The organism is Mycetocola sp. Y171 (assembly GCF_056713165.1).
The window spans coordinates 612,809-626,171 of sequence record NZ_JBWYGX010000002.1 but is presented as its reverse complement, the minus strand read 5'-3'; the positions used below and the strand labels follow the sequence as shown (position 1 = coordinate 626,171).

Below are 13,363 nucleotides of genomic sequence, written 5' to 3'. Positions count from 1 at the left end.
AGGCGAGTGACCGACACCTCTCCGCGTCCCTGGCTGAACAATTACGCACCGAACGTGCCGCACGACATCCCCCGGCAGGATGGATGTCTGGGTGACCTCGTAGACGCGTCAGCAGAACACCACCCCTCGTTCGTCGCCCTCGAGTTCTTCGGCGCGACGACGACCTACCGCCAGCTCCAGCACGCGATCCACCGCGTGGCCGAGGGACTGCGCGAGCTCGGTGTATCCAAGGGCGACCCCGTCGCGATCGTCCTGCCGAACTGCCCGGAGCACATCGTCGCGTTCTACGCCGTGCTGCGTCTCGGCGCCGTCGTGGTCGAACACAACCCGCTGTACACGCCGCGTGAGCTGCGGCACCAGTTCGAAGACCACGGAGCGCGCGTCGCGATCGTCTGGAGCAAGGTCGTGTCGACCGTCCAGGAGTTCCCGGAGGACATCGCGGTCGACTCCCTCATCTCCGTCGACATCACGAGGTCGATGCCCGCCGGCATGCGGGTGGCGCTCTCCCTCCCGGTGAAGAAGGCCCGCGAGTCGCGCGCTGCGCTCACCGCGAAGACGCACAACACCATCACCTGGTCGAAGCTCAGTTCGTCGCGGACGATCGACTCCTTCCATCCGCGTCCCGAGTCGACGGATGTGGCGATCATCCAGTACACGTCTGGCACGACTGGCGCCCCCAAGGGCGCCGTGCTCACCCACGCGAACCTGCTCGCGAACGCCGCCCAGGCGCGGGCCTGGACTCCCACGATCAAACACGCCGGGTGCACCGTGTACGCCGTCCTGCCGATGTTCCACGCTTACGGTCTGACGCTGTGTCTCACCTTCGCCATGAGCCTGGGCGCCCGCCTGGTGCTGTTCCCGAAGTTCGACCCAGACCTCGTCCTGGCTGCCGCGAAGAAGCATCCGCCGACCTTCCTGCCCGCCGTGCCGCCGATCGCCGAGCGCCTGCTCACCAGGGCCATGGAGAAAGGCGTCTCGCTTCACGGACTCGAGATCGGCATTTCGGGCGCGATGGCCCTTCCAGACGAACTCGTCGTTCCGTTTGAAAAGGCAACGGGCGGTTACCTCATCGAGGGTTACGGTCTGAGCGAATGTTCCCCAGTGCTGATGGCGAATCCGGTATCGGAGGGACGCAAGGCCGGTACGGTCGGGCTGCCGCTGCCGAGTACCGAGATCCGGATCGTCGACCCGGAGAACCCGACCGCAGACGTCGACCCGGGTTCCCCTGGAGAACTGATCGTCCGCGGCCCGCAGGTCTTCTCCGGGTACTACCGCAAGCCCGAGGAGACCAGCGCTGTGTTCGTCGACGGCGACTGGTTCCGCACCGGTGACATCGTGACGATGGATGCCGACGGATTCGTCAGCGTCGTCGACCGGATCAAGGAACTGATCATCACCGGCGGATTCAATGTCGCGCCGACCGAGGTCGAGAACGCACTCCGCCAGCACCCGGCGATCCTGGACGTCGCCGTCGTCGGCATGCCGAGCGCCCACTCCGGCGAGGACGTCGTCGCCGCGGTCGTCCTGCGCGCCGGCGAGAAGCTGGACAGGGAGTCGATCCGCCAGTTCGCGCGAGACAACCTCACCGCGTACAAGGTGCCACGCCGCATCGTCGCCATCGACGAGCTGCCGACGTCGCTGATCGGAAAGGTCCTGCGCAAGCAGGTCCGCGAGCAGCTGCTCCAGAAGGAGACCGGCCGCCAGGCCGACATCGTGCGCTGAGGGCGGTCGGCGCTCAGGCCGCGACCGAACGACCTTTTGAGGCAACTCGATCGCCTGAACGCCCATTACGGGCACCTCGGCGCGCCTGGGGTCGAATCTGAGGTCAGTCGGCGTCCGGATCTCCGGTCGAGTCGCCGGCTCCGTCGAGCGCACTCGGGCCCTGGGTGACGAGCACGGCGAACTGTGCGGCATCGATGATCCGCAGCCCGAGCTCCTCGGCCTTTCCGAGCTTGGACCCTGCGCCGGGCCCGGCGGCGACGAAATCGGTTTTCTTCGACACGCTCGACGCTGCCTTGCCCCCTGCGGCGATGATCGCCTCCTGGGCGCCTTCGCGGCTGTATCCCTCGAGTGAACCGGTGGCGACCACGGTGAGTCCGGCGAGAACCCCTCCTGCCTCCCCCGCTGCTCCTGGACCCGGGTGGCCCGGAGTCGAAAATTGCACTCCTGCTGCCGTCCACCGGTCGATGATCTCGCGGTGCCAGTCGATCTCGAACCAGTCGAGCACGGCATCCGCGATGATCCCGCCGACGCCGTCGGTCTCTGCCAGTTGCTCCCTGCTGGCTGCACGGATCGCATCGAGCGACCCGAAGTAGTCGGCCAGTGCTCGAGCTGCGACTGGTCCGACGTGACGGATGTTGAGTGAGACGAGGATGCGCCAGAGCGGTTTCGTCTTGGCCGACTGCAGGTTCTGCAGGAGTTCGACAGCGCCCTTCGACGGAACCGATCCCTCGTCGCCGGAGAACTCGGCGGCATCCGGGTCGAATGCGCCGTCTTTCTTGACATTCCTCTTGCGCCTGAACGGCGTGACGCGCTTGACTTGACCGTCGTCGGCGAGTTTGGCGAGTCCGGTCTCGATGTCGTAGACGGTGACCGTGACCGGGAAGAGGTCCTCGATGGTCAGGTCGAACAGCCGTGCCTCTGAGACGTCGCCGTTCTCGTCGGCGAGCGGTGCGGCCGACGGACCGAGAGGCTGGGTCAGTGCTGCGGCGGCGACCTCACCGAGACCCTCGATGTCGAGTGCTCCACGGGATCCGACGTGTTCGACTCGACCGCGTACCTGCGCAGGGCACGACCGGGAGTTCGGGCAGCGGAGATCCTTGTCGCCTCCCTTGGCCGGCCGAAGCGGGGTGCCGCAGGACGGGCAGTTCTCGGGCATGACGAACGCCCGCTCGGTGCCGTCACGGAGTTCGACGACGGGGCCGAGGATCTCGGGGATGACGTCGCCGGCCTTGCGCAGCACGACGGTGTCGCCGATGAGCACACCCTTCGCCTTCACGACGTCCTGGTTGTGAAGGGTGGCCTGGCTCACGGTCGACCCGGCGACACGGACAGGCTCGACCTGAGCGAACGGAGTGGCACGGCCCGTCCTGCCGACGCTGACGACGATGTCGAGGAGTTTCGTGTTCACCTGCTCTGGCGGGTACTTGAATGCCGTCGCCCAGCGGGGGGCGCGACTGGTTGCGCCGAGTTCGTCGTGCAGGGCGAGCTCGTCGACTTTGATCACGATGCCGTCGATCTCGTGCTCGACGCTCGCGCGGTTCTCGCCGTAGTGCTCGATGAATCCGATCACGCCGTCGATGCCGTCGAACACGCGGAAGTGGGTCGAGGTCGGCAGCCCCCACTCGGACAGGAGGCCGTAGACCTCCGATTGCGCCGAGACGGGAGGGTTCGGCCATGCGCCGATGCCGTGCACCAGCATCCGGAGCCTGCCGAGGCGGTTGTTCATCAACTGCAGCTGGGCCGCGTTCTTACTCTCGGCCTTCTGTCGGAGGCTGCCGCTCGCCGCATTGCGCGGGTTGGCGAAGACCTTCTCGCCCGCAGCGAGTTGAAGTTCGTTGAGTTCGCGGAAGGCCTCGACCGGGAAGAAGATCTCTCCCCTGACCTCGACGAGGGCGGGATGCCCGGATCCGGCGAGCCTCGTCGGGATCGAGCGGATGGACGCGACGTTCTCGGTGACATCTTCGCCGACGACACCGTCACCCCGGGTGGCCGCGCTCACGAGGCGCCCGTTCTCATACCGGAGGTTCACGGCGAGGCCGTCGATCTTCAACTCGGTGAGGTAGTGCACCGAGCGGGCGGAGGCGCGTTCGACGCGCTCGCTCCATCCGCGCAGCTCGTCGGCGGAGAAGACGTTGTCGAGGCTCAGCATCCGTTCGGCGTGCGTGACCGGGTCGAACAGTGAGGCCTGGGCCCGACCTCCGACCGTCTGGGTGGGGCTGTCTTGCCCCTGCAGTTCGGGGAAGAAATGCTCGAGCAGCTCGAGCCGGTGCATCATGGCGTCGTAGTCGGCGTCTGAGACGAGGGAGGCGTCCTGCTCGTAATACGCGTCACGGAGTTCGAGGATCCGTGTCGTCAGGGCGGCGGCCTCAGCCGCGGCCTTCTCGAGGTCTTTCGGCGTGGTCTGCTGGTCGATGCTCTCTGTCACTCGCCCAGTCTAGGGACAGCCACCGACACGGCGAGAGGGGTAGCGGCGGGCGGTCAGCGCACCGAACGGACGGGGATGATCGCGAGCGCCCCGAGGATGGCGGCGACGCCTGCGGCGACGAACAGCGCCGCGAATCCCCCTGACGCGGCTACGACGAACGCCCCGAGCAGCGGCGCGAACGCCTGAGGCACCGCCGTGGCGATGTTCATGATCCCGAGGTCCTTGCCGCGGTCCTCCTGCGCTGGGAGGACCTGCGTCGCGAGCGCTTGGTCGACGCAGAGGAAGCATCCGTAGCCGAGACCGAGCATCCCGGCCGCGACGAGCGCCGCGCTGAAGCTCGGTACGAACGCGAGGACGAGAGCGGCGAGGCCCTGCAACGCCGCAGCGGCGAACACGAACGACTTCCGCCGTCCGAGCAGGTCGGACAGGCGCCCCAGGAACACGGCGGCGAGGATGACGAAGAGCATGTAGACGAGCGTGAGGAGGAGCAGGTCGTCCTCCGGTTCATCCACCCGCAGGCCGTACTGGAGGAAATAGAGCAGGAGGGTCGTACCGAGGGCATTGCCGATGTTCACGAGGATCCGGCCGAGAAGCGTCCAGCCGAAGTCCGGGTGTGTACGCGGGTTGATCCAGAAGCCGGCGATGAACGCCGCAGGGGTGAGCGGTCGCCGTGACTCCCTGGGCAGCACCTCGTCGCGCAGGGCAATCAGGAACGGGAGCACGAGGAGCACGAGCGCGACGGAGACCACGAGGTAGCCGACGAGCTGGCCGAGCGACAGGAGTGTGACGAGGGCGACGCCGAGGATGATCCCGATCGCCTGCGGTGCGCTCATCCAGCCGGACACCGTCCCCCGCTGGTTCACAGGCACCTGGTCGGAGATCACGGCGGTGAGGGCTGCGGTGAGCATGCAGAAGCCGGTGAGCGCGAAGCACCAGGCTATGCCGACGGCCACGATGTCGGTCTGGAACCCGAGCAGGGCGAGGGACGCGGCGAAGACCACGGTCCCGGCTGCCATCCACGGCCGACGCCTACCGAAGCGGGAGGTCGTCCGGTCGGAGAGGGCGCCGGTGAGCGGGTAGGCGATCAGCGCGCAGAGTCCGCCGATACCGGAGATGATCCCGAAGGCAACGACGCTGTCGATCCAGTCGTCCGGATGGACGGCGGCGTCGACCTGCAACGGCAGCAGGAGCTGGATCGGCGTGAGCTGTGCCATCCAGATGCCGAGCCACGCTGCTGCGAACAGCGCGATCCAGCGGCCAGGAACGCGGGTGGTGGGTTCTGTGACCGGTACGAGCGGTCCTTCGGTCGTCGTGGCCACGGGAGTCAAGATACCGCAGGCTCTGCCCGCGTGGGGCGGATGCGTCACCCCCTGTTCGCGTCCGCCGCTGCGCGTTGGCCTGGTCGTCGTGCCGTCGATGTCGGTCGAGCTGTCCCGCATGCGGCCCGCGTCAGCGAATCACCACAAATCGCGGTCGACATCGGCGAGTCGCCACAACGTGCGGTCCACAGGTCCCCCGAACGTCCATTCGTGGCGAGTCAGGCGGATACCACCCGCGGCGCGACTCCGAATGGGCGTCAGGCGGTGGCCGGGACGGCGCTCACTGTGCGATCGATCGTGCACTGCCCGAGCACGCGCGTGCCGACGTAGACGACCGCGGTCTGGCCGGGTGCGACACCATCGAGCGGCGTCTCCGGGCGGATCATCAGCTCGGGCTCGCCGGTCTCGGCGTGCGGCTGCACGACGGCGACCGCTGGGACAGGGTCGGCGTGGGCGCGGATCTGCACGTCGCAGTCGAAGGCGACGTCGGGGTGCTCAGGCGCGAGGCCGGCCCAGGTGAATCGTGAACCCGCGATCTCGGCGATGGCGAGTGCTTCCTTCGGCCCCACAACCACCTCGTTGGTCTTCGGCCGGACCTCGAGCACGAACCGCGGGCGGCCGTCAGGGTCCGGAACGCCGAGGTTGAGCCCCCGACGTTGTCCGACGGTGAACGCCGCAGCGCCCTCGTGTGATCCGACGACGGATCCATCGCGGTCGAGGATCTCGCCCTTCTCGGCGCCGACCCGTTCAGCGAGCCAGCCGCGGGTGTCCCCGTCAGGGATGAAGCAGATGTCGTGGCTGTCCGGCTTGTTCGCCACGCTGAATCCGCGCGCTGCGGCCTCGGCACGGACCTCCGCCTTGGATGGCGTCGCGCCGAGGGGGAACATCGAGTGGGCGATCTGCTCAGAGGTGAGGACACCGAGCACGTAGCTCTGGTCCTTCGCCCACGCGCTCGCGCGGTGCAGTTCGCGGTTGCCGTCCGCATCCGTGACGATCGTCGCGTAGTGGCCGGTGCAGACGGCGTCGAAGCCGAGGTCGATCGCCTTCTCGAGGAGGGCGGCGAACTTGATCTTCTCGTTGCAGCGCATGCAGGGGTTCGGGGTGCGGCCTGCGGCGTATTCGGCGATGAAGTCGTCGACGACGTCGAGCTTGAACCGTTCGGAGAAGTCCCAGACGTAGTAGGGGATGCCGATGATGTTGGCCGCGCGCTGGGCGTCCATCGAATCCTCGATCGTGCAGCAGCCGCGGCTGCCTGTACGGAGCGTCCCTGGCATCCGACTGAGCGCGAGGTGCACGCCGACGACCTCGTGGCCGGCCTCGACGGCGCGCGCAGCGGCGACTGCGGAGTCGACGCCACCGGACATTGCTGCTAAAACCTTCACCGGAACAGTGTACGCGCCGGTTCCTGATCGCGCCCTGTTGCCCGGTCAGGCCCCGAGAGTGGTCTGCCTGTCGGCGAGCCCCGCCCGCGACGCCTGCGCGTATGCCGACGGAAGCGCAGACAGGAGCGCATCGATGTCTGCGTCCGTCGTCGTGTGGCCGAGAGTCACGCGGAGCGCGCCCCTCGCCTCCAGTTCGTTCCTGCCCATCGCCCTGAGCACGTGCGACGGTTCGGGGATCCCCGCCTGGCAGGCGGAGCCGGTGGAGACGGACACTCCGGCCATGTCCAGCAGGAACAGGAGCGAGTCCCCCTCGCAGCCGGCGAATGCGACGTGGACGTTGCCAGGCAGACGACCGGAACCAGCAGGTCCGTTGAGTCGCGCAGAGGGAACGGCAGAGAGGATGCCGTCGATGAGCCGGTCGCGCAGGGCGGACAGCCGGACGGCCTCGGCGTTCCGGGAAGCGGCAGCGTGCCTGGCTGCGACCGCGAACGACACGGCGCCGGCAACGTCCTGGGTACCTGACCGCACCTGCCGTTGCTGGCCGCCCCCGTGAAGCAACGGCTCCACGCTCGCCGAGCGGGAAAGAACGAGTGCGCCGACCCCCACAGGCCCGCCGATCTTGTGCGCCGAGACGCTCATCGCGACAAGCCCCGCGCCCCCTACACTTCCGGATGCGGCACGAACAGCGGCGAAGTCGGTGTCGAGATACCCGTATGCAGCGACAGCGTCGAGGTGAACGGGGACGCCGTGCGCGGCAGCGAGCGCCGAGATCGCACTCACCGGCTGGATACTGCCCACTTCGTTGTTCGCCCAGAGGAGTGTGATGAGAGCGACGCGTTCGCCGTAGCTCTCCAGCGCGCCGGCAACGACATCCGGCCTGACACGTCCGTCCTCATCGAGCGGGAGCCAGCCGATCTCGGCTCCCTCATGCTGTTCGAGCCACTCGAGCGTGTCGATCGTGGCGTGGTGCTCGCCGCCGGGAGCGAGGATTACCGGGCGATCCGCAGCGCGGTTCCGCGACCACCAGATCCCCTTGACGGCGAGGTTGACCGCTTCGGTTCCGCCGGAGGTGAGGACCACTTCGATCGGGTCGCAGCCGACCGTCAGAGCGATCTGCTCGCGTGCCTCCTCCAGCATCCGTTTGGCGGCCTGCCCCTGGGAGTGGATCGACGCCGGATTGCCGACGACACCGAGCGCGTCGGCGTACGCGGCGATGGCTTCGGGGAGCATCGGCGTCGTCGCCGCATGGTCAAGATAGACGACCATCCCGCTCTCCTTCCGCCGGTACGCGCACGTGGTACGCACTCACTACTCTAGAACGCATGACTCCGACCGATTCCCTGCACGATCTCGGCGTCCGAGTCACGTCTCACGGTGGTGAGTTGCGCGTCTGGTCGGCAAGTGCCGACTCGATGGAACTCGTCATCTTCGACGACACCGACCCGAACTGGGTGACGAAGACTGTACCGATGCACCGGAACGCCGAAAACGTGTGGGTGGGCCGCTCGCGGACCCTCCGCGCCGGCACCCGCTACTCGATCCGCGCATCCGGACCGTCCTCCCCCACCGCCGCATTCAATCCGTCGCGCTTGCTCATCGACCCGTATGCGCGCGGTCTTGTCCGCGTGGCAGCCGGCCAGTACCGGTCCGCCGTCGTCGACACGGACTTCGACTGGGGTGACGTGGCGAAGCCGGCCGTTCCCCTCGACCGCACGGTCATCTACGAGGCGCACGCCAAGGGCCTGTCGAAACTCAACCCGCACGTGCCTGAGGCGCTTCGCGGAAGCTACGCCGGTCTCGCCCACGAAGCGTCGATCGGGTACCTCACCGACCTCGGCGTCACCGCGGTCGAACTCCTGCCCATCCACGCCTTCGTCTCCGAGCAGCGGCTCATCCGGCAGGGGCTCACCAACTACTGGGGATACAACACCCTCAACTTCTTCACCCCTCACGCTCCATACGCCTCGAAGACGGCACAGGCGAAGGGGCCGGATGCCATCCTCCGCGAATTCAAGGGAATGGTCAGGCTGCTGCATGAGGCGGGCATCGAAGTGATCCTCGACGTCGTCTACAACCACACCGCCGAAGAGGGCAGGGGCGGGCCGACCACGAGCCTCAGGGGCCTCGACAATGACGCTTACTACCGGCAGAACGCCGCAGGCGACTACATCGACGTCACCGGCTGCGGCAACAGCCTCGACACGTCCCACCCCGCCGCAAGACGCCTCGTCATGGATTCCCTGAGGTACTGGGCGAACGAGGTCCAGGTCGACGGCTTCCGGTTCGACCTGGCCGTGACACTCGGCAGGGACGAGCAGCACGCGTTCTCTCCCCACCACGAACTCCTCACCGACATCGTGTCGGACCCGGCGCTTGCCGGGGTGAAGATGATCTCGGAACCGTGGGATGTCGGCATCGACGGCTGGCAGACCGGCAACTTCCCGACCGGCTGGATCGACTGGAACGACCGGTACCGCGACCGGGCACGCAACTTCTGGCTGTCCGACGTCGACTACGCCAGGCGAGCCAGCACCGCCCCGGTCGGGATCGGGGGCTTCGCCACCCGCCTGGCCGGGTCGAGCAACACGTTCTCGGCCGAGCGGGGTCCGTTGGCATCCGTCAACCTCATCACCGCCCATGACGGATTCACCCTCGCAGATCTCGTCTCGTACGACGTGAAGCACAACGTCGGCAACGGTGAGTCGAACCGCGATGGCACAGACAACAACCGTTCGTTCAACCACGGCGCTGAGGGACCGACGGCGGACGCGACCATCCTGGCCACCCGGCGGAAGGCGATGCGGAACCTTCTCGGCACCCTACTGCTTTCGGCGGGTGTCCCGATGCTCACGGCCGGCGACGAGTACGGCCGCACCCAGCGCGGCAACAACAATGCCTACTGTCACGACTCAGAACTGACCTGGCTGAGCTTCCCTGTCGACAAGTGGCAGCACAACCTGCGCGCGCACACCCGCCGCCTGATCGAGCTCAGACGCGAGAACCCGGCTCTCCGGCCTGTCCGCTTCGGCCGGTTCGGCGAGACCGTGCCGAGTGCGAGCCAGATGGACTGGTACGACCAGTCCGGCGACACGATGAGCGAGGACGACTGGACGAGCGCACGCAACCGCACCATCCAGTACGTTGCGGCGAGCACCCCTGAGGTCGAGGAGTTCAACCGGATCCTGCTCATCGTCCACGGCGTGGAGTCGGGCCTCACAGTGACGCTTCCCGCCCATGACGCCGTCACCAGGTACGAACTGCTCTGGCGGAGCGACGATGAGCTCCCGATCGACACCGTGTCCGTGTTCGCACCCGGCGACACCGTCGACCTCGCCGCCACCTCGATGCAGTTGTTCCGCGCGGTGTCCGGGGAGTAGCCGTGGCGAAGAAGACCTCGGCGGGCACGCCGGCGACCGCGGCTCTCATCGCGCGAGGCATCGCGTTCACACCCCACCCGTACGAACATGACCCAGCCGCGGCAAGCTACGGTCTCGAGGCTGCAGACGCCCTCGGCGTCGAGGCCGACCGGGTCTTCAAGACGCTTCTGGCCGATGTGGACGGCGCACTCGTCGTTGGGGTCGTCCCTGTGACCGGGCAGCTGGACCTCAAGTCGCTGGCGTCGACGGTGGGAGGCAAGCGGGCGAGCATGGCGGATCCGGCCGTCGCCGAACGCAAGACCGGCTACGTCATTGGCGGGATCAGCCCGGTCGGCCAGAAGACCCGTCTGCGCACGGTCGTCGATGAAACGGCGACACTCTTCCTCACGGTCTTCGTATCCGGCGGGCGCCGCGGTTTCGACATCGAACTCTCCCCCGATGACCTGGTCCTGGTCACGGGGGCGTCGTTCGCCCCGATCGCCAGGCCCTGACCCGCCTGGCGTCGTGCGACCGGCTCAGGCGACCGCGATGAGCCCCAGTTCTGCCGGGCTGGCAAGAAGAGGATTCTTCGGAACCACGCGCACGCTGTAGCCGAAGCCACCGGGGCGGTTCAGGCTCACCGTTCCTGCGAACAACCACTCGCCCGGGTCGGACGAGTCCGTCCCTTCCGTCTCCGCCTCGAGGTCGGCCGTCTGCACGTCGCGGAGATCGTCCCCGTTCGCGCCGCTCCGCCCGTAGACGACCTGGACCGACACGTCGTCGGGTGTGAGGCTGCCGAGCCGCACGATGGCTCGGAGGTGAAGTTCCTCTCCCACCTGCGGCGTGAGGTCGAGGCCGCCGGATTCGACGTGGGCGATGGCGACGCCAGACCAGGCCTCCGTTACGCGGGCTTTCCACTCGGCGAGCTGCCTGGCGTTCTTGAATCCGTCCTCACGCAGCACCGTGTTGCTGGCGAACGCAGGGCGGTAGAGGGACTCCACGTACTCCCGGACCATGCGGTCGGCACTCAGCTGCGGGGAAAGCGTCGACAGGGTGTGCCGGATCCTCCGCAGCCAGTCGACCGGCAGCCCGTCGGAGTTCCGGTTGTAGAAACGCGGAGCGATCTGGTGCTCGATCAGGTCGTACATGGACTCCGCCTCGAGCCGGTCGCGTTCCTCCGCGTCCGCGGTGACCGCAGACGGGATGGCCCAGCCGTTGTCGCCGTCGAAGAACTCGCTCCACCAGCCGTCGAGGATGGAGAGGTTCAGCACGCCGTTGAGTGCGGCCTTCATCCCGGAGGTTCCGCACGCCTCGAGGGGGCGCAAGGGGTTGTTGAGCCAGACGTCCGTGCCCGGGTAGAGCTTCTGGGCCATCGAGATGTCGTAGTTGGGCAGGAAGACCATGCGTTCGCGGATCTGCGGATCCTTGGCGAACTCCACGATCTTCTGGATCAGCCGCTTGCCCTCGATGTCGGCGGGATGCGACTTGCCGGCGATGACGATCTGCACCGGGCGATCCGGGTCGAGCAGGATCTTCCGCAGCCGGTCGGTGTCGTGCAGCATCAGGGTCAGCCGCTTGTACGTCGGGACCCGGCGCGCGAACCCGATGGTCAGGACACGCGGGTCGAGAAGCGTCGAGATCCAGTCAGGGGCCACGCCACCCGGGTTCTGCTGACGCCAGGCGCGTTCAAGCCTTCTGCGGGCATCCGTGACGAGTTCCTGGCGCATGTCGTTGCGGACGGACCACAGGTCGGCATCCGACACCGCCGGGTTTGCCCAGTCGGCGTTCGCGGTATCCGCGGTGCCGAGGTTGCGTATCGCGAGGGCGCTCAGCTGCGGCGCGGTCCAGCTCGCCGGGTGGACACCGTTGGTCACCGAGGCGATCGGCACGTCTTCGATGTCGAAACCGGGCCAGAGGTCGCTGAACATCTGCCTGCTCACCTCACCGTGCAGCTGAGAGACGCCGTTCGCCCGCTGGCCGAGCCGCAGTCCCATCACGGCCATGTTGAATGCGCCGTTCTCGCCTGCTCCCGGCTCGCGCCCGAGGGCGAGCACGTCTTCCACGGCGACCCCCGGCAGGAGGTCGGTCTCGAAGTACCGGCGGATGAGGCCGGCGTCGAACCGGTCGATGCCAGCGGGAACCGGCGTGTGCGTCGTGAACACGGTCCCTGCGCGCACCACCTGGAGCGCTTCGGTGAAGCTCAGGCCGCCGCGGATGAGGTCACCGATCCGTTCGACGCCGAGGAAGCCGGCGTGACCCTCGTTGGTGTGGAAGACCCGGGGCGGCTGGACCCCTGCGCGCTCCGCCCAGGCGCCGATCGCCCGGACTCCGCCGATGCCGAGCAGGAGTTCCTGCTGCAGTCGGTGCTCCTCGGACCCGCCGTACAGTCGGTCGGTGACGTGCCTGAGCTCGTCCGTGTTCTCCGGGATGTCCGAATCGAGCAGGAGAAGGGTCACCCGCCCGACGCGTCCCTGCCAGACGCGGGCGCTGAGCACCTCGTCGTCAGGGAGCATGAGGGTGACGATGACCGGGCTGCCGTCCGGCTGGCGGAGCACGCGAAGCGGGAGCCCGTCCGGGTCGAGGATCGGGTACGTCTCCTGCTGCCAGCCGTCCGGGGACAGCGCCTGGCTGAAGTATCCGGCGCGGTAGAACAACCCGACGGCGACGAGCGGGACCCCGAGGTCCGAAGCACTCTTGAGGTGGTCGCCGGCGAGGATTCCCAGACCGCCCGAATACTGGGGCAGGGCGGCAGCGATGCCGAACTCCGGCGAGAAGTAGGCCACGAGCTCGGGCTTGTCCCCCTCGAGCCCCTGGTACCAGCGAGGCTCGGTGAGGTACCGGGAAAGATCGTCCCTGAGTGCGTTGGCGCGTTCGACGAAAGCGTCGTCAGCCGCCAGCTGGTCGATGCGCTCCTGGGTGATCTGCCCGAAAAGGCTGATCGGGTCGTGCTGGAACTCGCGCCAGGCATCCGGTGCGATCTCGGAGAACAGATCCTGGGTGGGTTCATGCCAGGCCCAGCGGAGGTTGCCTGCGAGTTGCTCGAGTGCTGACAACCGCTCAGGGAGCGCCGGGCGCACTGTAAAACGTCGAATCGCCTTCATTCGTTCAGCCTAAGCGAGCGGGGTGAGCCGGGAGCAACACTGCGGCCATATTGGCTCG

8 protein-coding genes are annotated in these 13,363 nt (G+C 67.5%); 3 read left to right on the top strand and 5 right to left on the bottom strand.

Annotated features, from left to right (window positions below; genetic code table 11):
* The first annotated feature begins 6 nt into the window (after positions 1–6).
* The gene (locus AC1M2K_RS12700) at positions 7–1,722 is read left to right on the top strand and encodes a long-chain-fatty-acid--CoA ligase (RefSeq protein WP_480241270.1); all 1,716 of its coding nucleotides are present in this window, start codon (positions 7–9) and stop codon (positions 1,720–1,722) included.
* A gap of 103 nt (positions 1,723–1,825) precedes the next feature.
* Here the strand turns inward: AC1M2K_RS12700 and ligA are convergent, their stop codons facing one another.
* From ligA to AC1M2K_RS12680, 4 genes are all read right to left on the bottom strand, one after another.
* Complete coding sequence (ligA, locus tag AC1M2K_RS12695; protein ID WP_480241269.1) at positions 1,826–4,147, bottom strand: NAD-dependent DNA ligase LigA; 2,322 nt, start codon at positions 4,145–4,147, stop codon at positions 1,826–1,828.
* A gap of 53 nt (positions 4,148–4,200) precedes the next feature.
* Positions 4,201–5,466 carry an MFS transporter gene (locus AC1M2K_RS12690; RefSeq protein WP_480241268.1) on the bottom strand — a complete coding sequence of 422 codons (1,266 nt, stop codon included), beginning with the start codon at positions 5,464–5,466 and terminating at the stop codon, positions 4,201–4,203.
* 257 nt (positions 5,467–5,723) lie between these two features.
* Positions 5,724–6,848, bottom strand: a complete 1,125-nt coding sequence (gene mnmA, locus AC1M2K_RS12685) for a tRNA 2-thiouridine(34) synthase MnmA (RefSeq protein ID WP_480236775.1) — start codon at positions 6,846–6,848, stop codon at positions 5,724–5,726.
* 45 nt (positions 6,849–6,893) lie between these two features.
* On the bottom strand, positions 6,894–8,114 hold the full coding sequence (locus tag AC1M2K_RS12680; protein ID WP_480241267.1) for a cysteine desulfurase family protein: 1,221 nt from the start codon (positions 8,112–8,114) through the stop codon (positions 6,894–6,896).
* A 56-nt stretch (positions 8,115–8,170) separates the two neighbouring features.
* Between AC1M2K_RS12680 and glgX the strand changes: the two genes are divergently transcribed.
* Together glgX and ybaK are read left to right on the top strand one after the other, a co-directional pair.
* On the top strand, positions 8,171–10,225 hold the full coding sequence (gene glgX, locus AC1M2K_RS12675; RefSeq protein ID WP_480241266.1) for a glycogen debranching protein GlgX: 2,055 nt from the start codon (positions 8,171–8,173) through the stop codon (positions 10,223–10,225).
* A gap of 2 nt (positions 10,226–10,227) precedes the next feature.
* Complete coding sequence (ybaK, locus tag AC1M2K_RS12670; protein WP_480241265.1) at positions 10,228–10,716, top strand: Cys-tRNA(Pro) deacylase; 489 nt, start codon at positions 10,228–10,230, stop codon at positions 10,714–10,716.
* Positions 10,717–10,740: 24 nt separating this feature from the next.
* On the opposite strand, the gene glgP is transcribed toward ybaK, so the two are convergent.
* Complete coding sequence (glgP, locus tag AC1M2K_RS12665; RefSeq protein WP_480241264.1) at positions 10,741–13,305, bottom strand: alpha-glucan family phosphorylase; 2,565 nt, start codon at positions 13,303–13,305, stop codon at positions 10,741–10,743.
* Positions 13,306–13,363 lie beyond the last annotated feature (58 nt).

Coding starts and splice junctions, on each gene's coding strand:
- AC1M2K_RS12680 (WP_480241267.1), bottom strand. CDS start 8,114: ATGGTCGTCTATCTTGACCATGCGGCGACGACGCCGATGCTCCCCGAA.
- glgX (WP_480241266.1), top strand. CDS start 8,171: ATGACTCCGACCGATTCCCTGCACGATCTCGGCGTCCGAGTCACGTCT.
- glgP (WP_480241264.1), bottom strand. CDS start 13,305: ATGAAGGCGATTCGACGTTTTACAGTGCGCCCGGCGCTCCCTGAGCGG.